The 18104-nt window shown below is 67.0% G+C and carries 19 protein-coding genes and 2 pseudogenes; 7 read left to right on the forward strand and 14 right to left on the reverse strand.

The window, feature by feature from the left end; all coding sequences use genetic code 11:
- Positions 1-34: 34 nt before the first annotated feature.
- Both FHX72_RS10245 and FHX72_RS18975 read right to left on the reverse strand, forming a co-directional pair.
- Complete coding sequence (locus FHX72_RS10245; protein ID WP_183624837.1) at positions 35-1489, reverse strand: MFS transporter; 1455 nt, start codon at positions 1487-1489, stop codon at positions 35-37.
- 169 nt (positions 1490-1658) lie between these two features.
- Positions 1659-3284: pseudogene (locus tag FHX72_RS18975) on the reverse strand (ABC transporter substrate-binding protein).
- A gap of 348 nt (positions 3285-3632) precedes the next feature.
- On the opposite strand from FHX72_RS18975, the gene dnaK reads away from it, so the two are divergent.
- From dnaK to FHX72_RS10275, 4 genes are all read left to right on the forward strand, one after another.
- Complete coding sequence (gene dnaK, locus FHX72_RS10260) at positions 3633-5498, forward strand: molecular chaperone DnaK (RefSeq protein ID WP_068493468.1); 1866 nt, start codon at positions 3633-3635, stop codon at positions 5496-5498.
- Positions 5499-5500: 2 nt separating this feature from the next.
- Positions 5501-6211, forward strand: coding sequence for a nucleotide exchange factor GrpE (locus tag FHX72_RS10265; protein WP_183624841.1), 711 nt, complete (start codon positions 5501-5503; stop codon positions 6209-6211).
- Between the two features lie 97 nt (positions 6212-6308).
- Positions 6309-7322 carry a DnaJ C-terminal domain-containing protein gene (locus tag FHX72_RS10270; RefSeq protein WP_183624843.1) on the forward strand — a complete coding sequence of 338 codons (1014 nt, stop codon included), beginning with the start codon at positions 6309-6311 and terminating at the stop codon, positions 7320-7322.
- 9 nt (positions 7323-7331) lie between these two features.
- Entirely contained in the window at positions 7332-7850 is a 519-nt protein-coding gene (locus FHX72_RS10275) for a heat shock protein transcriptional repressor HspR (RefSeq protein ID WP_183624845.1), read from the forward strand.
- Between the two features lie 124 nt (positions 7851-7974).
- On the opposite strand, the gene FHX72_RS10280 is transcribed toward FHX72_RS10275, so the two are convergent.
- Complete coding sequence (locus FHX72_RS10280; protein WP_183624847.1) at positions 7975-8820, reverse strand: helix-turn-helix transcriptional regulator; 846 nt, start codon at positions 8818-8820, stop codon at positions 7975-7977.
- Between the two features lie 9 nt (positions 8821-8829).
- The gene (locus FHX72_RS10285) at positions 8830-9765 is read right to left on the reverse strand and encodes an SDR family oxidoreductase (RefSeq protein ID WP_183624849.1); all 936 of its coding nucleotides are present in this window, start codon (positions 9763-9765) and stop codon (positions 8830-8832) included.
- A gap of 471 nt (positions 9766-10236) precedes the next feature.
- Between FHX72_RS10285 and FHX72_RS10290 the strand changes: the two genes are divergently transcribed.
- Positions 10237-10671 carry a hypothetical protein gene (locus FHX72_RS10290; protein ID WP_156479690.1) on the forward strand — a complete coding sequence of 145 codons (435 nt, stop codon included), beginning with the start codon at positions 10237-10239 and terminating at the stop codon, positions 10669-10671.
- 39 nt (positions 10672-10710) lie between these two features.
- Here FHX72_RS10290 and FHX72_RS10295 read toward each other — a convergent pair whose 3' ends face one another.
- Positions 10711-11073 (reverse strand): hypothetical protein, encoded by a 363-nt coding sequence (locus FHX72_RS10295; protein ID WP_183624851.1) that lies wholly within the window; start codon positions 11071-11073, stop codon positions 10711-10713.
- A gap of 26 nt (positions 11074-11099) precedes the next feature.
- Between FHX72_RS10295 and FHX72_RS10300 the strand changes: the two genes are divergently transcribed.
- On the forward strand, positions 11100-12095 hold the full coding sequence (locus tag FHX72_RS10300; protein ID WP_068493478.1) for an NADP-dependent oxidoreductase: 996 nt from the start codon (positions 11100-11102) through the stop codon (positions 12093-12095).
- A 24-nt stretch (positions 12096-12119) separates the two neighbouring features.
- Here FHX72_RS10300 and FHX72_RS10305 read toward each other — a convergent pair.
- Positions 12120-13153: pseudogene (locus FHX72_RS10305) on the reverse strand (zinc-dependent alcohol dehydrogenase family protein).
- A gap of 151 nt (positions 13154-13304) precedes the next feature.
- A complete protein-coding gene (locus FHX72_RS10310) occupies positions 13305-14012 on the reverse strand; it encodes an SDR family oxidoreductase (RefSeq protein ID WP_183624853.1) in 708 nt (235 codons plus the stop codon).
- Positions 14013-14170: 158 nt separating this feature from the next.
- Between FHX72_RS10310 and FHX72_RS10315 the strand changes: the two genes are divergently transcribed.
- Positions 14171-14773 carry a TetR/AcrR family transcriptional regulator gene (locus FHX72_RS10315; protein WP_068477056.1) on the forward strand — a complete coding sequence of 201 codons (603 nt, stop codon included), beginning with the start codon at positions 14171-14173 and terminating at the stop codon, positions 14771-14773.
- Positions 14774-14838: 65 nt separating this feature from the next.
- Here FHX72_RS10315 and FHX72_RS10320 read toward each other — a convergent pair whose 3' ends face one another.
- The 7 genes from FHX72_RS10320 to FHX72_RS10350 form a co-directional block, all read right to left on the reverse strand.
- A complete protein-coding gene (locus FHX72_RS10320) occupies positions 14839-15012 on the reverse strand; it encodes a CsbD family protein (RefSeq protein ID WP_068477054.1) in 174 nt (57 codons plus the stop codon).
- A 66-nt stretch (positions 15013-15078) separates the two neighbouring features.
- On the reverse strand, positions 15079-15684 hold the full coding sequence (locus FHX72_RS10325) for a hypothetical protein (RefSeq protein ID WP_068477051.1): 606 nt from the start codon (positions 15682-15684) through the stop codon (positions 15079-15081).
- Positions 15681-16262 (reverse strand): Asp23/Gls24 family envelope stress response protein, encoded by a 582-nt coding sequence (locus FHX72_RS10330; protein ID WP_068477049.1) that lies wholly within the window; start codon positions 16260-16262, stop codon positions 15681-15683. The genes FHX72_RS10325 and FHX72_RS10330 overlap by 4 nt, the downstream gene beginning before the upstream one ends.
- Positions 16259-16639 carry a hypothetical protein gene (locus FHX72_RS10335; protein WP_068477047.1) on the reverse strand — a complete coding sequence of 127 codons (381 nt, stop codon included), beginning with the start codon at positions 16637-16639 and terminating at the stop codon, positions 16259-16261. Before FHX72_RS10335 ends, FHX72_RS10330 begins: the two co-directional genes overlap by 4 nt.
- Positions 16636-16836 carry a DUF2273 domain-containing protein gene (locus tag FHX72_RS10340; protein WP_104285408.1) on the reverse strand — a complete coding sequence of 67 codons (201 nt, stop codon included), beginning with the start codon at positions 16834-16836 and terminating at the stop codon, positions 16636-16638. Before FHX72_RS10340 ends, FHX72_RS10335 begins: the two co-directional genes overlap by 4 nt.
- The gene (locus tag FHX72_RS10345; protein ID WP_183624855.1) at positions 16833-17300 is read right to left on the reverse strand and encodes an Asp23/Gls24 family envelope stress response protein; all 468 of its coding nucleotides are present in this window, start codon (positions 17298-17300) and stop codon (positions 16833-16835) included. The genes FHX72_RS10340 and FHX72_RS10345 overlap by 4 nt, the downstream gene beginning before the upstream one ends.
- Positions 17301-17421: 121 nt before the next feature.
- Positions 17422-18021: an RBBP9/YdeN family alpha/beta hydrolase gene (locus FHX72_RS10350; RefSeq protein WP_183624863.1), complete on the reverse strand. Its 600-nt coding sequence runs from the start codon at positions 18019-18021 to the stop codon at positions 17422-17424.
- Positions 18022-18104 lie beyond the last annotated feature (83 nt).

Raw genomic sequence — 18104 nt, forward strand, 5'->3', positions numbered from 1 at the left:
CCGCCAGCGGGCCCTGCCCCGGGGGTAACAGTAGCTACGCGCTCGCCTGCTTCACCTTGCTTGGCACGGGGAGCATCATCAGGAAGCCGACGGCGAGCACGATGCCGATGCCGATGATGCCCATCTTCGGGTTTCCCGAGAGGAATACGAAGAGGCTGAAGAGGGCGGGCGTGATGAAGCTCGCGACCCGGTTCGTGGTCGCGTAGAGGCCGAACAGCTCGCCCTCGCGGCCGGGAGGCGTGGCTCGGGAGAGGTAGGAGCGGCTCGCGGCTTGCGCAGGTCCCACGAAGAGGCAGAGGGCGAGGCCGAAGATCCAGAACACGGTCTGCTCTGAGGGAAGGAAGATGAGCACCACGGAGAACGCGGTGAGCGAGACGAGCGACGCCATGATGACGAGCTTCGGCCCGAAGCGGTCGTCGAACCAGCCGGCGGCGAGCGTCCCGAGCCCCGCGACGAGGTTCGCGGCGACCGCGAAGTAAATGACTTCGCTCGGCGCGAAGCCGTACACCTGGGCCGCGAGGATCGCCCCGAACGCGAAGATCGCCTGCAGCCCGTCGCGGAACACGGCGCTCGCGGCGAGGAACAGCAGGAGCTTCGGGTCGCTCTTCGCGAGCTTCCCGATCACCCTGAATAGCACACCGTACGAGGCGAAGAAGCTCACCTTCGGGCGGTTCGTGTCCTTCGGGATCTCGGGCACCTTGAACATGACCGGCAGTGCGAAGACGACGTACCAGACCGCCGCGAGCACGATGGCGAAGCGGATGTCGAGCGCGCCCCCATCCACCCCGCTCGGCACCGCCAGCACGCCGTTTCGCCCTTCGACGCCGAACGACTGGATGAACAGTACGAGCAGGAGCACAAGCAGCACGATGCTGCCGAGGTAGCCGAGGCCCCAGCCGATGCCCGAGATGCGGCCGACGTTCTTCGGCGTCGACACCTGCGAGAGCATGGCGTTGTAGTTGACGCCGCTCAGCTCGGCGAAGATCGTGCCGACCGCGAGCAGCAGCGCGCCCCAGAAGAGGTACTCCTCGCCCGGTTGGATGAAGAACATGGCCAGCATGATCACGACCGTGACGGCCGTGAAGATGCCGAGCCACAGCTTGCGCCTGCCGGAGCCGTCGGAGCGCTGGCCGAGCACGGGCGCGATGAGCGCGACCAGCAGACCGGCGACGGTGCTCAGGTTCGCGATGACGTTGGTGGATGCGGCCTGAGCTGCCAGGTACTGCGGGTCGAGCGGGTTCGCGTCGCCGAGCGCCGCGACCTGCGGGTCGATGAAGAGGTCGCTCGCGAGGTAGGTCGCGAAGACGAAGGTGACGACGACGGCCTGGAAGGCGGAGTTGCCGACGTCCCACAGCGCCCAGGCGGTCGCCCGCTTCTTCAGCTCCTTCGGCGTGACCGCCGCCCCGCCGTCGACGGTCTCGACCCGTCCGCTCGGGGTGGGGTCGCTGGGGGAGGGTGCGCCTTCGTCGGCGCGGCCGGGGAGTGCCATGCGCGGATTCTATGCGCGGGAGGCGGCGCGGAGGCGAACGGGCGAGTGGGCCGCCTGCGAACTTCGATGACAACTCCACCGAGCCCGCTCGAAACGAGCAGGAAAGGCAGAGTTGTCACCGAAGTTCGACGGTGTGGGCGCAGCCCAGGCGGCGAGCGCCGGCGTGCTCCTACTGGCCGATCCAGGTGTCGTAGAAGTACGGACGCCCCACGGCGTTGGTCTCGATGCCGTGCACCTCGGGGCTCGTGACGAACACCTGGTAGTTGTCGACGATCGGCACCGTGTACGCCTCTTCGAGGACGGTCTCCTGCAGCTTCGCGAGGTTCGCGGCCCGCTCGTCGGTGCCGTTGGCCGTCTCGGAGACGCCGAGCAGCTGCTCCTCGAGCTCGCCGTTCTTCAACTGGAACTGGTTCGTGTAGTCCTGGCCCCAGTATTGGCGGAGTGTGGTGGCGTCGAGGAACGAGTTGGCGACGGGGAAGATCGGCGTGCCTCCCGCCGCGAAGATGTCGCTGTACGTGCTCGCATCCGTCTGGCGGATCTCGAGCTCGATACCGACCGCCTTGAGCTGCTGCGCGGCGAGCTCGAGGATCTGCCCGGAGCCGTTCACAAACGGCGAGGTGTATGCGGGGATCGTGAGGCGCGTGCCGTCCTTGACGCGGTAGCCCTCCGCATCCTTCTCCGTCCAGCCGGACTCATCGAGGAGCGTGCTCGAGAGATCCTGGTCGAAGGCGAGGTTCTCGCTCAGGTCGACCCAGCCCGGCGTCGCCGCCTGCACGGAGGAGGTCGCCGGCTTCCAGTTGGAGTTGAAGACTGTGTCGACGATCTCCTGCCGGTTCACGCCGTGCTGGATGGCCTGGCGCACGTTCACGTCGTTCGTGATCTCGGCGTTGGGGCGCAGCACGAAGTTGATGGGCGTGCCCAGGTACTCGCCGTAGATGACGTTGAAGCCGTCGTCGATGAGGCGCTGCTCCTCGCTCGGCTGCACGAAGTGGACGGAGTCAACCTGGCCGGCTTCGAGGGCGCCCTGGCGAGCGGAATCCTCTTCGAGCACGTTGAAGGTGATGGAGTCGAGGTAGGCGGGACCTTCGTGGTCAAACGCCTCGCTCGCCCAGTTGTAGTCGTCTCGTTTCGTGAGCACGATTTCTCGCTCCGGCACCTGCGACTCGAAGACAAAAGGACCCGTGCCGACGACGTTCTCGAGCTTCGCCTGCTACTCGAGCGACAGGTTGATCGTGCTCTCGCCCAAGAAGCCGGCGGCGAAGAAGCCGAGGCTCGGGATGAACCCGCGGTTCGGGGACTTGAGGGTCACGAGCACGGTCGAATCGTCGACGGCCTCCGCGCTCGCGAACTCGCCAGGCACGATGGGAGAGCGCGTGATGCCCTTGCTCTCGTCGCCGAGGCCGAGCACCTCGAGATTCTTCGCGACGATGTCGGCGTTCAGCGCGGTGCCGTCGGAGAAGGTCACGTTGTCGCGCAGCTTCAGCGTGAACTGGAGGCCGTCTTCGCTCTCCTCCCACGATTCGGCGAGCCACGGATGAACCTCACCCGTGTTGTCGACGCAGACGAGCGTCTCGACGAGCTGCGTCCACACCTGGCTCTTGTGCCAGTTGTTCGCCTGCTGCTGCTGCCAGCCGTCAGCGATCGCTGTGACGGCGTGCACGAGGTCGCCGCCCTCAACGGGGGTGTCCGAGCCTGCGCTCGCGCTGCTCTGCCCGGTGGCGCATCCGCTGAGGAGGAGGGAGGTGAGGGCCGCGCCGATGACGGCGGCGGAGAAGATGGAGCGGCGTCTGGTCATGACGGTCCTGTCGTGAGTGGATGCGCGGGGTGGCGCTGCGGCGCCTCCGCCTGGTGCGGCGGGCTGGCGAGAGCGTGGCAGGAAGCTCCGGCGGCGTCCAGGGAGCGCGTAACAGAGGGGCCGGGGCTGAAGTCTTGTGACTATGCGCGCGGAATGGTTGCCCCGCGTGACCGCGCTAAGACTTGAGTCGCTCACACTCAACTCTCAGCCAGTGAGCTTGACGGTCGCGACTCGATGAGTAAACTTGAGTGCATACGGCTCAGGTCTGCAGCAATCTCAATCACCACGAGGCAGCAGCTCGAGCCGACTCAGACTCACACAAGCAGCTCAACAAAAGGAGAACCACACATGTCACGTGCTGTTGGAATCGACCTCGGAACCACGAACTCCTGCGTCGCAGTCCTCGAGGGTGGCGAGCCGAAGGTCATCACAAACGCCGAGGGCTTCCGCACCACCCCGTCGATCGTCGCATTCACGAAGGACGGCGACGTCCTGGTCGGCGAGACTGCCAAGCGCCAGGCCGTCACAAACGTCGACCGCACCATCGGATCCGTCAAGCGCCACATGGGCACCACCTGGACCAAGGCCATCGACGACAAGAAGTACACCGCGCAGGAGATCTCCGCGCGCATCCTCGGCAAGCTCAAGCGCGACGCAGAGCAGTACCTGGGCGACAAGGTGACCGACGCGGTCATCACGGTCCCCGCGTACTTCAACGACGCCGAGCGTCAGGCTACGAAGGAAGCCGGCGAGATCGCTGGCCTCAACGTGCTCCGCATCATCAACGAGCCCACCGCCGCGGCACTCGCGTACGGCCTCGACAAGGGTAAGGAAGACGAGCTCATCCTCGTGTTCGACCTCGGTGGCGGAACGTTCGACGTCTCCCTCCTCGAAGTGGGCAAGGACGACGACTTCTCGACGATCCAGGTGCGCGCGACCGCCGGCGACAACCGCCTCGGTGGCGACGACTGGGACGACCGTCTCGTCAAGTACCTCATCACGGAGTTCAAGTCGCAGACGGGCGTCGACGTCTCGAACGACAAGATCGCACTCCAGCGTCTGAAGGAAGCCGCTGAGCAGGCGAAGAAGGAGCTCTCCAGCTCCACGAGCGCCAGCATCCAGCTGCCCTACCTCTCCCTCACGGAGAACGGCCCAGCCAACCTCGACACGAGCATCACTCGCGCGAAGTTCGAGGACCTCACCAAGGACCTCCTCGAGCGCACCCGCAAGCCGTTCGAAGACGTCATCCGCGAAGCAGGCATCAAGGTCGACGAGATCGACCACGTCGTGCTCGTCGGTGGCTCCACCCGTATGCCGGCAGTCGCCGAGCTCGTCAAGAAGCTCAGCGGCAAGGAACCCAACAAGGGTGTCAACCCTGACGAGGTCGTCGCCGTCGGCGCCGCACTCCAGGCTGGTGTGCTGAAGGGCGAGCGCAAGGACGTCCTCCTCATCGACGTCACGCCTCTCTCCCTCGGCATCGAGACCAAGGGTGGCATCATGACCAAGCTCATCGAGCGCAACACGGCCATCCCGACCAAGCGCAGCGAGACCTTCACGACGGCTGACGACAACCAGCCTTCCGTGCAGATCCAGGTCTTCCAGGGCGAGCGTGAGTTCACCCGCGACAACAAGAACCTCGGAACCTTCGAGCTCACCGGCATCGCACCCGCCCCGCGCGGCATGCCGCAGATCGAGGTCACGTTCGACATCGACGCCAACGGCATCGTGCACGTCTCCGCAAAGGACAAGGGCACGGGCAAGGAGCAGTCGATGACGATCACCGGTGGCTCCAGCCTCGGTAAGGAAGACATCGAGCGCATGGTCCGCGAAGCTGAAGAGCACGCAGAAGAGGACAAGAAGCGTCGTGAGGGCGCCGAGCAGCGCAACATCGCCGAGACCACGGTCTACCAGGTCGAGAAGGTGCTCACGGAGAACGACGACAAGCTCCCCGCCGACGTCAAGAACGAGGTCCAGGGCGATGTTGACGCCCTCAAGACGGCCCTCGCCGGCGACGACGACGCAGCAGTGAAGTCGGCGCTCGACAAGCTCAACACCAGCCAGACGAAGCTCGGCGAGGCCATCTACGCCGCAGCCCAGGCTGAGCAGGCAGCAGAAGCCCCCGCGGCTGACGCACCCGCCGGAGATCAGGCAGCTGACGATGACATCGTCGACGCCGAGGTCGTGGACGACGAGGACGACAAGGACAACAAGTAGTCATGGCTGAAGAGCGAAACGAGTCAGAAGCACGCGGTCCCGAGAACTCGGGCGAAGCAAACGAGCCGATCATCAACGACAAGCGTCGGATCGACCCGGAGACTGGCGAAGTTCGCGACCTCGGCAAGGCTGCCGGAGCCGAGTCGGCGGAGTCCACCACGGACGCCGCCGACCCGGCCGCCGGCCAGGCTGCTGACGCCGCGGCTGAAGGCCTGAGCGTTGAGGATCTCGAGAAGCTCCTCAGTGGCGAAGGTGCGGAGGACGCACCAACCGAGGGTGCCCCTGGTGAGAGCGATCTCGCCCAGGAGCGCCTGCAGGACCTCCAGCGCGTCCAGGCGGAGTACGCCAACTACCGCCGTCGCACCGACCGCGAGAAGGCCGAAGCATACGACGCCACCAAGGCTGAAGTGCTCCGCTCCCTCCTCCCGGTGCTCGACGACTTCGACCGTGCCCAGAAGCACGGCGACCTCGTCGAGGACACGCCCATGGCAGTCATCGCGAACAAGCTCCGCACCGCAGTCGAGCGCCTCGGCCTCACCGCCTATGGCGCGGCCGGCGAAGCGTTCGACCCGCAGCGCTATGAGGCGATCGCCCAGCTGCCCAACCCGAGCGTCACGACCGACACGGTCGCCGACGTCGTCGAGCGCGGCTACACGGTCGGCGACCGCGTGGTCCGCGTCGCGAAGGCAGCGGTCTTCGTACCCGCTTCATAAGCACCGCGATCGGCGCATCCGCTCCGATCGAACACGGGAGGGGGCACCGCTGATGCGGGCCCCCTCTTGTGCTCATATCTAGGAACAGAAGGACCATATGGCCAGTCAAGATTGGTTCGACAAGGACTTCTACGCGGTGCTCGGCGTATCGAAGGACGTAGACGAAAAAGACCTCAAGAAGCAGTACCGGAAGCTCGCGCGTCAGTATCACCCTGACTCGCACCCGGGCGACGACGCAGCAGAGGCGAAGTTCAAGGAGATCTCCGAGGCGTACTCGGTCATCTCCGACCCAGAGCACCGCGCAGAGTACGACCAGATGCGTGCCATGGGCTCAGGCGCCCGCTTCCAACAGGGCCCAGGCGGGCCAGGCGGCGCGGGCTTCGAGGATGTGTTCGGCGGGATGTTCAACGGCGGCGGTGGTGGGCGCCGCGGGGCGTCCAACGCCGACTTCGAGGACCTCCTCGGCTCCATGTTCGGCGGAGGTGGCGGCGGATTCGGCGCAGGCAGCTTCGGCGGAGGCGCTGGCGGACCTGCCGGGTTCCAGACGGGGCCGCGGAAGGGCCGCGACCAGAGTGCATCCACGACTCTCGGGTTCATGACCGCCATCAAGGGCGACACCGTGGAGTTGCAGGGTCAGGATGGGCGTGTCGTGAAGGTGCGCATTCCCGCTGGTGTCGAGGACGGGCAGAAGATCCGACTTCGTGGCAAGGGCGGGCAGAGCCCCAACGGCGGCGAGCCCGGAGACCTCATCCTCACCGTAACCGTGCGCCCCGACCCGGTGTTCACCCGCTCGGGTCTCAACCTCGAGGTGACCGTGCCCGTCTCCTTCGCGGAGGCAGTGCTCGGCGCCACCATCGAGGTGCCGACTGTCGACGGCAAGACCGTGCGCGTCAAGGTCGCGCCCGGCACCCCGAACGGCAAGACGCTGCGTGTCAAGGGTCGAGGAATCGAGTCCAAGAAGGGCAAGGGTGATCTGCTCGTTCACCTTGAGGTCGCCGTTCCCAACCACCTCTCGAGCGCGCAGGAGAAGGCGCTCGCCGACTTCGTCGCCGCATCCGGTGACGAGAGCCCGCGCGAAGACCTCCTCCGCCTCGCCCGCCAGGGCAGGTAAGGAGCCCTCATGGCTTTCCCCTCCGACCTCGACGAGGACTCCCCGATCTTCGCGATCGCGATGGCGGCCGAGCTCGCGAACATGCACCCGCAGACCCTGCGGCAGTACGACCGGATGGGCCTTGTCACGCCCCAGCGCACGGCTGGCCGTCTGCGCCGCTACTCGCTCCGCGACGTGGCGCAGCTGCGCGAAATCGCGGTGCTCTCGAACGAGGGCGTGAGCCTCGAGGGCATCGCCCGCGTGCTCGAGCTGCAACGTGAGGTGCTCGGCCTGCGCCGCCGCGTCCGCGCGCTCGAGGGTGAGCTGGCCGACGAGCGCCTCACCAGGCTCGGCGGCCGCATCTTCGCGGCCGGTGAGCGCGGCGACGTTGTACCTCTCGCACACGGGCGTCGCACTGCACGCCGCACGGAGGTCGTCGTGTGGCGGCCTGCCCGGATGCACGATGCCGGATCGGACGTCGACGCTGCGGAGCGTCCGCGCACGGTCCGCAGGCGCCGGCCCACCGCGAAGGAGCCCGCGAGCGAGTAGGCGCCGCTGCGGTTGACGCCGACGCCGAAGCCCAGAGAGTTGTGGCCCGATGTTGTTCCCGGAAACGGGAAGAGCATCGGGCCACAACTGTGTCTGCGGGAGGGCGCGCGGAGGCGGCGCGGGCTCAAGCGTCGGCGGTGAGGCGCTGCGTGCCGAGCACGGCGAGCAGCTGGAGCTTGTCGTAGCTGTCCGTGCCCGGAGTCGCCGTGAGTACCAGCAGGGTCTGCCCCTGCATCGGGTCCACGAGGAACTGGCACTGCACGGTCATGACCCCGAGTTCCGGATGCTGCACCTGCTTCTCCATGTCGTGCACCGCGTTGATCTCGTGGTCGGCCCAGATCTCCGCGAACTCGGGGCTCTCCTGGTGGAGCGCATCCACCACCCGGTGCGCCCGGGAGCCTGGCCCCTGCTGTGCCGCGAAACCGCGCAGGTCGGCGACAAACGCGCGCGACAGTTTCGTGTGGTCGGACTCCGGGTAGACGCCTCGGGTGCTGGGATCCGTGAACCAGCGGTAGACGGCGTTGCAGGCATTGCCGGTGAAGCGGGTCTCGTCGCCGAAGAGCGCCCTGGCCGCCGGTGTCTGCACCAGCGTCTCGGCCATCGAGGTCATCACCTGGGCCGGAGTGTCGGCGAGGCGGTCGAGGATGCGCATGAGCCCAGGCGAGACGTGCTCACCATTGAAGGTGCGTGCGGGCGGCTGGTGGCCGGCGAGGTGGAAGAGGTGGTCGCGCTCCGCGACAGTCAGGTGCAGGCCGCGCGCGATGGCGGCGAGCATCTGCTCGGACGGCTGCGGGCCACGGCTCTGCTCGAGTCGGCTGTAGTAGTCGACCGTCATGTCGCTGAGCGCGGCGACCTCCTCCCACCGCAGGCCCGCCGTCCGGCGGCGCGGCCCCTTCGTCAGGCCAACGTCTTCCGGCTGCAGCGCCTCGCGGCGGCTGCGCAGGAAGTCGGCAAGCTGGGCTCTGTCCATGAGGCGAGGCTAGCGGGCTACGTGCTCGGCGACGAGCTGCTCGGACAGCTCCCACAGGCGACGCGCATCCGCTTCGCTCGTGACTCGCGAGTAGAGCTTCTGCTCGGCGGGGCCGCCACCGATGTGGCCCGGGCCCTTGGGGCCGTAAAGGCGGCCGCCCTTCGCGTCTGGGCTCGTTGCCGCGAGAACGGCGGGGCGGTCAGCGCTCTGCGGGGTCCCGGCGATGCCGATGCGGGAGAGGACGCGAATGACCTTCACCTCGGTGGTGTCGCTCGTGCGGCCCATGCCAGGCTGCGCCGACAGCAGGTTCGTGGGGGAGATGCCGGGGTGCGAGAGGTTGCTCGTGATGCCCCAGCCGTTCGCCTCGCTGAGTCGGTGCAGGTGCATCCCGAGGAGCCCCGTGGCGATCTTCGACGAGCTGTACGAGCCCATGTTGCTGTAGCTGCGCTCCCAGTTGATGTCGTCCCAGTTCACGGCGCCCTGGCTGGCGGCGACGCTGATCTGCGTCGTGACGTGCGCCTTGCCCTCCTTGAGTACCGGGAGGAGGCCGGTCGTGAGCGAGAAGTGGCCGAGGTGGTTCGTGCCGAACTGCAGCTCGAAGCCGTCACTGGTCGCGCGTCGTTCGGGCGGCGTCATCACCCCGGCGTTGTTGATGAGGATGTTGATGGGGCGCCCCTCCGCGACGAGCTCGTCGGTGAGGGCCGTGACCGATGCGAGGGAGGAGAGGTCGAGGTCGCGCAGCTCGAGCTTCGCGCTCGGGTTCGAGCCCAGGATGCGCTCGGCAGCCTTCTCGCCCTTCTCGCGGTTGCGCACGGGCATGATCACTTCGGCGCCAGCGCGGGCCAGACGCGCTGCGATGTGGAACCCGATGCCGTCGCTGGCGCCCGTGACGAGAGCGAGCTTGCCGTTGAGGGACGGGACCTGGATGTCGATGTTCTTCGGCACGGGATTCTCCTGAATTGTGCGGGCGCAAAGCTCGCGAGTGGTGGTGAAGTGAATCTGCAGTGCAGTCTGGCTGCTGGAACCAGTGTGATGCTTCGATCTTCTTCGATTCAGGACTCGCTCATCCAGGGATTCCCGATCCCTGGGTGAGTGCTCAGCGCCGAACTCAGAATGTCGGTGGTGGGCAACATACTGGCGGCAACGAATCGAACGGGGCGGTGTATTGCAATGGGTCTTTTTGGCGGGGAAGCGCGCAGGCTGAGTGAGACCGTGCGGCAGATGCGCCAGGAAGTCCAGGTCGCGCTGCTAGCGCGCGGTTGGGCGGTCACTGACGCTCGGGTCGAGGATGACCAGCCGATGGAGTTCTTCTGGCCGCCGACGGCACCCCATGGTTACGGGAGGCGACCCCCAGAACCTGCCGTGGTGACCCGAGACCGGGCGAGGTTGGGGGAGCCAGAGCCGACTCCGTGGCTGATGCCAACACGGATCGCACAGGTGGATGGTGGTTGGCGAGTCCAGTACGGAGAGGCAACCGCGGCGGGGGTGGCCGAACCGGCTTTGCATCGCGACAACGCCTCACTGCTCGCGGATATCGAAGGCATCGAGTGCTGGCCGATGAGCGTTGAGGAGTCTCTCCGGATCCGGATGGAGCGGGTCTTCCAAGCGACATACGCCGCCGCGCACAACGAGCACTATCTCGGATTCACCTACACCGAGCCCTACGTGACCAGGCACAACCTCGTGATGCGGCAGCTCCGTTTCGAGAAGACTCAGGGAGGTGTCCCCGGCGCCGACGCGGTGTCGTCTCCTCCCTGGCCGAGGGGTGACCTCAACGCGCAACTGCTGCTCATCGATGCGGAAGCCTGGGCCTCGGCGGTGCGCACGGCGCGCGCGGAAGGTGAGGGTTGAGAACGGGGGCCCAACAGGAGGGGCGGGGCATAGTGAGGCCTAGCTCCGCACGAACGTGACTTCGTCTGCCGGGACGGCGACATCGTGTTCGTCCACGAGCTGGGAGGTGACGGAGCTCTCGCCGTCGCGGACGCGGGCATCCACCTTCGCCGGTACCTCTCGGGGCACATGTGTTTCACCCCACTGCTTCATGGCGAAGAGGACAGCGCTCGGCTCGTGGCCTGACGGGGTGAGGTCGTACGCCGCTCGCGTGCGCTGCAGGCGGGCACCGCGACCGGTGCTGGGGCCATCGCCACGGGTGGAACGCTCGACGCTGCTGTCGAGCCCTTCGTCGTCATTGACAAAGAAACTGAGTTGACTCAGAATTGAGTAGACTCGGTAGTTGCGGAGCGATTCACCCACGCGATCCGGAATCCGGAGTCTCACCCATGCGAGCGTTCACCTTCTCCAACTACAAGGGGCCTCTGCGCGAGGCCGACGTCGCAGAGCCGATCGTGGGTGACCACGACGTGCTCGTCCAAGTCCAGGCCGCCGGCGTGAACCAGCTCGACGAGAAGATCCGCATCGGCGAGTTCAAGCAGATCCTGCCGTACAAACTGCCGCTGACCCTCGGGCACGATGTCGCCGGTACGGTGCTCCGGGTCGGCGCCGCAGTTCGCGGGTTCCGCCCGGGAGACGAGGTCTACGCGAGGCCCCGCGACCACCGCATCGGCACGTTCGCCGAGCGCATCGCAATCGACGAGGCGGATGCGGCGCCCAAACCGTCCTCCATCTCCATGGAGCAGGCGGGCTCGCTGCCCCTCGTCGCCCTCACCGCCTGGCAGGCGCTCGTCGAGATCGGCAACGTGCAGCGCGGGCAGAAGGTTCTCATCCACGCCGGTGCCGGTGGGGTCGGGTCCATCGCGATCCAGCTCGCGAAGCACCTCGGGGCCGAGGTCGCGACCACCGCAAGCGCCGCCAATGAGGCGTTCGTTCGCGAGCTGGGTGCAGACCATCTGGTCGACTACCGGTCAGAGGACTTCGAGCAGCGCCTCGCCGGCTACGACTTCGTCCTCGACAGCCTCGGCGGCGAGAACCTCGAGAAGTCGCTCCGCATCCTGAGGCCTGGCGGAATCGCCGTCGGCATTTCCGGTCCACCCACCCCCGAATTCGCCCGGAGCGCCGGCTTGAACCCCGTGCTTCGCCTCGCGATCGCCGGGCTCAGTGGCAAGGTCCGCAAGCAGGCGAAACGGCTCGGCGTCAACTACCGCTTCCTCTTCATGCGGGCGAGCGGCGAGCAGCTGCGCGAGATCTCCGAGCTCGTCGACGGTGGCGCGCTGAGGCCCGTGGTGGGGCGAATTTTCCAGTTCGCTGAGGCGGTGCAGGCGCTGGAGTCGCTGAAGGCTGGCGGCATCCGTGGCAAGGTGGTCATTAGCAACCCGTAGCGCTGCGGGGTTGTCGTGCAGGAACTACGGCATCTCGATCACGGTGACGCCGTGGCCAGCCGAGGGGGCGCTCATATCGGCCAGGGCTTCTGCCGCTTCGCTCAGCTCGATTCGCTCGCCCACGAGGCGATCGGGCCTGAGGGTGCCGGATGCGACCAATTCCAGCATTCCCGGGTAGTCGTGTGCGGGCATTCCGTGGGATCCGTAGATCTCGAGTTCCTTGGCGATGACCTCACCCATCGGCAGGGGTGGCGTCGAATCTGCGCCGAGTAGGAGGCCTACCTGAATGTGCCGACCGCGCGGCCTCAACGACCTCACCGACGCGATCGATGTGTCGGTGGAGCCCACGGCGTCGAGGGAGACGTGGGCGCCGCCGTCCGTCAGCTCCACGACGCGTCGGCTGGTGTCGCCTTCGGCTTCGAGCACGCATTCGGCGCCGAACTCGCTGGCAAGCTCCAGCGCCGCGGGCGACCGGTCGACGGCTATGACTCGCGCGCCCATGGCGGAGGCGATCATGACCGCTGACAGGCCGACCCACCGCATCCGTAGACCGACACCCACTGGCGCGCCTCGACGCGGCCGTGCACAGTGATCGCGCGATAGGCCGTGGCGAAACGACATCCAAGAGAGGCTGCCGCGACGAAATCGAGGTTGGCGGGGAGGGGCACGACGTTGAAGTCGGCGGCGGGGATCGCGACGAGTTCGGCGAATGAGCCGTCGATCGTGAAACCGGGCTGCGACTGGTCGGGGCAGATCTGGGCGTCGCCGGAGAGGCACCACGAGCACTTCCCGCACCCGCAGACGAACGGGGCGGTCACCCGGTCGCCGATGGCGTGCGAACGCACTCGTGCGCCCACGGCGACGATGACGCCGGCGAATTCATGACCCGGGATGTGTGGCAGCGCCACGGGGTCGTGCCCTTGCCAGGCGTGCCAGTCCGACCGGCACACTCCCGTGGCCCGCACATTGATGACAACACCATCGTCTGGGCACTCCGGATCCGGGACCTCCACGAGCGAGGGGAGGACGCCGTACGCGTCGTATCGCACTGCTTGCACACGCGAAGCCTAGCCAGTTGCCTAGCTGAGGTGTCTGCAGGACGGACGCGCTCAGCCCGTTGCGACTCCGCATGCACGAGGCGCCGCCAGGAGCCGATGCTCCGGGCGGCGCCTCGTCGTGCCCACTGGGGAGGCGGGCGCTGGTCGTGATCTAGCTGCGGTTGAGTTGCGGGTAGACAGCCTCGGGCGGGGCGCTGAGCCCTGCCCTCAGCTGGACGGACGTCTCGTCGGCGAGCACCGCGTACTCACCAGCCTCGGTCGCGTCGAAGACCTTCGAGACGAGCACGGCCGGGTCGGTCTTCGGGTCATCCGTGTGCGCGGCCGTGGCTGTGTCGACCCAGCCGACGTGGACGCCGACGACGTGCACACCTGCTGGCTGAAGCTCGAGGCGCAGCGAGTTCGTCGCCGACCAGAGTGCTGCCTTCGTGGCGCTGTAGATGCCGTTGACCGCGTACCAGCTGAGGGCTGAGTGTACGTCGATGATGGCTGCGCCCTCACGGTTCGCGAGGAGCGGCGCGTAGGCGCGCGCGAGGAAGAGCGGGCCGAGGAAGTTGGTCTCGACGTTAGCCCGAATCTCCTCGTCGCTGTGCGACAGGATGCCTGGGGACGAGACCGAGGTGCCGGCGTTGTTGATGAGCACGGTCACGTCGGGCGCCGCCCCGACGGCGGCCGCGATGGATGCCGAGTCGGTGACGTCGAGGGTGATCGGGACGACGCGATCGTCGTCCCAGGTGCGTGGCGTGCGGGCCGTGGCGTAGACCTTGGCGGCGCCGCGCGCGAGGGCCTCGCGGACGAAGTTCGTACCGATGCCCCCGTTCGCGCCGGTGACGAGGACAACTGCTCCAGAGAGTGATGGCATGGTGGTGTTCCTTCAGTCGCGATCGGGATGCGTCCCTGGTGTCCGGTCGATGAGGTCGTCGACCGGACGTGGAAGAATCGGCACAGATACTGATTCCACGCGTTAGCGACTAAGCTCATAAGTGAGCATACTCACGAATTCTTCCCGGGGAGATCTGGATGACCACCGACGCCCGTCCGATGGGTCGCCGCGAGCGAAACAAACTCGACAAGCTCGAGCGCATCACGGCGGCGGCTGGCGAGCTCTTCGCTGAGCGCGGGGTCGGCGACGTCACCACGCAGGAGATCGCGGACCGGGCCGACATCGGTACCGGAACGCTATTCCTCTACGCCAAGACCAAGGGTGAGCTGCTCTTGCTCGTGCAGAACTCGATGTACGAGACCGCGCTCGAAGAGGGTCGGGCCGCCGCGGCGAAGGCAGACGGCGCTCTCGACTCCGTGCTCGCCGTGCTTCACCCTGTCGTCGCCTGCAACCGCAAGCAGATCGACAACGGCCGAACCTACCTGCGTGAGATGGTCTTCGGTGACCCGGAGGAGCCGAGGCATGCAGAGGCGCTGACGCTGACGCTGCAGACCCAGGTGCTCGTGGCCGAGGTCATCGAGCGCGAGACCGCGGCAACTGCCGACACGGCGAGCACCCTCGCGCAGGTCATCTCCGCCATCATGTTCACGACCATGGCGGCGTCGATCAACGTCTCGCTGACGAACGACGAGATCATCGACCGGGTTCGCGCGCAGGTCGCAGCGGTGCTGCCGAGCTGATTCTCGGTACAGCAAAACGGCAGCCGACCCGAGGGTCGACTGCCGCTGCGCTGTGCCGGTGGGAGCTAGTTCTTGAAGGCGTCCTTGACGTCTTCGCCAGCCTGCTTCACGTCGGCCTTGGCCTGGTCAGCCTTGCCTTCGGCGACGAGCTTGTCGTTGTCGGTGACCTTGCCGAGTGCTTCCTTGGCCTTGCCGCCGAACTCTTCAGCTGCGTTCTTGATCTTGTCTCCTGCGCTCATGGCAGTTCCTTTCTGTTGGGGGTTGCGGTGCCTCGGAATCGGGGTGCCGCGGTGAGGGAGTCGTGGTTACTGCAGGCGCGTCGACTGCTGCACTCGGGCTCGGAACCCGCCGCTCAGCTGCAGCAGAACAGGAATCTCCCGGCCGAGGAGCGTATCCAGGGCCTCGAGGTTCTGCTCCACAATCGCCGTCGCATCTCTGGGCGAGACGCCGCGTCGGCAGGTCGCCGAGACCTTGAGCACTGGGGTGTGCTTCACGTCGTAGGCAGACACGCTTGTCGTGAGGAACTCGTCACGCTCGCTGAGCGCATCCGAGAGTGCATCCTTCGCGACGGTGACATCGACGATCGTGCGCCCCGTGTCGGGGGTGCGGTCGCTGATGATGGTGCCCGTCCTGCCCTGCCCCTGACGGAGGCTGAACGCGAGGAGCAGGATGATGCCGATCACGATCACCGCGACGAGGGCGATCAGGAGCCAGCTGGACCCGGTGTTCGCGAGCGGAGTCTGCTGGAGCCAGCTCGTGACCTGCGTGTTCACGCCGTCTGCGATGGGGGTCCAGGTGTCCTTCGCGCCGGGAACCCACGCGCCGACTGCTGCTGCCGCGCCGACGAGGAGGAGGAGGAGGCCGAGGGCGACGATGAGGAGGCGGTTGAGGCCTCGGTTCGTGCTGTTCATGCGCCGACCTTCCCGTTCTCTGCGATGCGCACCTTCGCGGTGACGCTGGGCTTCAGGTTGTACTGCTCGAGCTGCTCGTTGACCGCCGCGGAGATCGCAGCCGCATCGACGGGCACGCCAGAAGCGGGTACCAGATGGACATCCGCGCGTCGGTGCGAGACCGAGACGGTGACGTTGTCCGGGCTGACGTGGCCGGCGCGAGCCGCGTGGCGGGCGAGGGCAGATGCGATGACCGCGTTGTCGGCGATCGTCGCGGTGCGAGTGGAGTTCAGGGTGTGGCGTGCGCGTCGTCCGGGGGCGAGCCCCGCGATGAGCAGGATCAGGCCGACGACGGCGGCGATCACACCGGCGATCCCGACGTATTGTGCGGGCTTCTCGAGTATCCCGAGCGCCGAGTTGAACATGTCGACAGGGGCGACGAGCAACGCCGGCTGGGCGAGGAGCGAGAGCACGATCTCCGTGCCGATCCAGGCCGCGACGATGATGAGCAGTACCGCGAGGATGATCGCGAGCAGCGACCGGGGGGAGTGCGTCTCTCGTCGCGAGATGCGTGAGTAGAGCGACGTGGGGGTGCTCATCTGACTCGCTCCTCGGCTTTGATGTTGAGCCCGGTCACTCGGATGGTGACGAGGCTGACGTGCGAGCCGGTGAGGGCTTGCACGCGATCGCGGATGGTGGTCTTCGCGGTTTCGACTCGCTCGAGGAGTGGGCCGCCGCTGCGCTCGAGTGCGCCTGGCTGCTCGCGGATGCGGGCGAGCGATGGGACCCGGATGGGGGTCCGCAGGCGGAGTGCGAGCTTGCCGTTGTGGTCGTCGAGGTCGACGCTGACGCTGCCAGCGTCGACCCCGAGCGCGTCACCGGCGACAGCTGACACGAGACGAGTCAGGGCCTTCGCGGTGAGTCGTGTTGTGCCTCGCTGCGCCGCGCCGCTGAGTGTGGTCGCGGCCGCGCTCATGAGGAGGTGTTCCGTCCTCGGATGACGTCAACGAGCGCGGTGGCGTCGAGCTTGCCTTCGAGGATGCGCCCGATGATGCCGCCGACAATCATCGCGATCGCCACGAAGAAGAACGCCCAGAAGCCCAGGATGATCCAGGTGAGCGCGAGGACCGCGCCGATCAGGATGCCGGTTCGTGTGAGGGATGCGGTGTTCACTGGACTCGCGCTTCTTCCGTCTTGTCGTTGTTGTCGTCTTCGGAGGGGAGGTGCACGTCGTTGACCGTGACGTTGACCTCGGTGACTTCGAGGCCGACGATGGTCTCGATGGCGCGGATCACGTCGGCGCGGACGCCGTCTGCGACGTCCTGCAGCGAGACGGGGTACTCGGCGACGATGGTCACGTCGACGGCGACCTGCTTCTCGCCGACCTCGACGTTCACGCCTTGGCTCTGGTCGGTGGCGTTGATGGCGTTACGGATGGCGCCGATGGCACGTGCCGCGCCGCCGCCGAGGTCGTAGACGCCGCGAGCGTCGCGTGCGGCGATGCCAGCAACGCGGGCCACAACACTGTCGACGATCGTCGTCGTTCCGCGTCCATCCGAGTGGTCCGTGGGGACGACGCTGCTTGAAGTCTGAACCGTCTTGGGGGCGGAAGCGGTGTTGGGGGTCGTGTTCGCCATGATGCTCTTCTTTCTGGTCTCTGCCCCGGTGCGGCTGCACCGTGTGGGCTTGTACAGGTGAGACGCAACCAACCCCCGATGTGTCACAAACCCGTTTTGTGCTCACAGGGAGCGCTCAGCTTCAGCGGTCCGAGCCACGACCTACGAGGGCGTCGAGCACGACGGTGAGGGAGGTCATCCCGTCTACCTCGAGGAAGTGCCCGGCTCCCGGCACGACCAGCACCTCCGCGCCGAGGCGCTCCGCGAGCGCGTCGCCGGCCGCGGCTGGCACGAGCGTGTCGTTGTCCGAGCGGATGACGACTCGGGTGCCGATGTTCTCGGCGACCGATTCCGCGTCGACGTCGCCGGCGAGATAGTCGTCGAGGGCGGGGAGCGTGTCGAGCCTGCCGGTGAAGCCGGCGACGAAGACCACGCCGCCGAGTCGCCAGTCGCCGAGCTGGGCGGCCAGCGCGCGGAGGCTGGTGACAGCTCCGAGCGAGTGCCCGACGATCCAGGTCTTCTCGTCCGGGGTGCCGAGGGCGAGCGAGACTTCGCGCTCCCAGTCGGCGGCGTTCGGCGAGTCCGCAAGCGGCAGGTCGACGCTCATCGCGTCGATGCCCCGATCAGCGAGCGCACTCCGCAGCCACGGGAACCAGTGCGCGTCGACGTGCGCGCGGAAGCCATGCACGATGATCACTCGGGTCGGGAGGAGGTCCGGGGATGCGTGCGCGGGGGATGCCATGGCAGTCAAGCTAGTGGCACGAGTTGCGAGCCTGCGCGGCGAGGCCCGGCTGGGCTTCGGGCAGCTGTGGTCGCGACGTCACC

The sequence above is a fragment of the Pseudoclavibacter helvolus genome, assembly GCF_014191305.1.
Classification (GTDB): Bacteria; Actinomycetota; Actinomycetes; order Actinomycetales; family Microbacteriaceae; genus Pseudoclavibacter; species Pseudoclavibacter helvolus.

What these genes read in the sequence shown, in the direction of transcription:
- FHX72_RS10245 (WP_183624837.1), bottom strand. Translation starts at nt 1,489, where the DNA reads ATGGCACTCCCCGGCCGCGCCGACGAAGGCGCACCCTCCCCCAGCGAC.
- dnaK (WP_068493468.1), top strand. Translation starts at nt 3,633, where the DNA reads ATGTCACGTGCTGTTGGAATCGACCTCGGAACCACGAACTCCTGCGTC.
- FHX72_RS10265 (WP_183624841.1), top strand. Translation starts at nt 5,501, where the DNA reads ATGGCTGAAGAGCGAAACGAGTCAGAAGCACGCGGTCCCGAGAACTCG.
- FHX72_RS10270 (WP_183624843.1), top strand. Translation starts at nt 6,309, where the DNA reads ATGGCCAGTCAAGATTGGTTCGACAAGGACTTCTACGCGGTGCTCGGC.
- FHX72_RS10275 (WP_183624845.1), top strand. Translation starts at nt 7,332, where the DNA reads ATGGCTTTCCCCTCCGACCTCGACGAGGACTCCCCGATCTTCGCGATC.
- FHX72_RS10280 (WP_183624847.1), bottom strand. Translation starts at nt 8,820, where the DNA reads ATGGACAGAGCCCAGCTTGCCGACTTCCTGCGCAGCCGCCGCGAGGCG.
- FHX72_RS10290 (WP_156479690.1), top strand. Translation starts at nt 10,237, where the DNA reads ATGCCAACACGGATCGCACAGGTGGATGGTGGTTGGCGAGTCCAGTAC.
- FHX72_RS10300 (WP_068493478.1), top strand. Translation starts at nt 11,100, where the DNA reads ATGCGAGCGTTCACCTTCTCCAACTACAAGGGGCCTCTGCGCGAGGCC.
- FHX72_RS10310 (WP_183624853.1), bottom strand. Translation starts at nt 14,012, where the DNA reads ATGCCATCACTCTCTGGAGCAGTTGTCCTCGTCACCGGCGCGAACGGG.
- FHX72_RS10315 (WP_068477056.1), top strand. Translation starts at nt 14,171, where the DNA reads ATGACCACCGACGCCCGTCCGATGGGTCGCCGCGAGCGAAACAAACTC.
- FHX72_RS10320 (WP_068477054.1), bottom strand. Translation starts at nt 15,012, where the DNA reads ATGAGCGCAGGAGACAAGATCAAGAACGCAGCTGAAGAGTTCGGCGGC.
- FHX72_RS10325 (WP_068477051.1), bottom strand. Translation starts at nt 15,684, where the DNA reads ATGAACAGCACGAACCGAGGCCTCAACCGCCTCCTCATCGTCGCCCTC.
- FHX72_RS10330 (WP_068477049.1), bottom strand. Translation starts at nt 16,262, where the DNA reads ATGAGCACCCCCACGTCGCTCTACTCACGCATCTCGCGACGAGAGACG.
- FHX72_RS10335 (WP_068477047.1), bottom strand. Translation starts at nt 16,639, where the DNA reads ATGAGCGCGGCCGCGACCACACTCAGCGGCGCGGCGCAGCGAGGCACA.
- FHX72_RS10345 (WP_183624855.1), bottom strand. Translation starts at nt 17,300, where the DNA reads ATGGCGAACACGACCCCCAACACCGCTTCCGCCCCCAAGACGGTTCAG.
- FHX72_RS10350 (WP_183624863.1), bottom strand. Translation starts at nt 18,021, where the DNA reads ATGGCATCCCCCGCGCACGCATCCCCGGACCTCCTCCCGACCCGAGTG.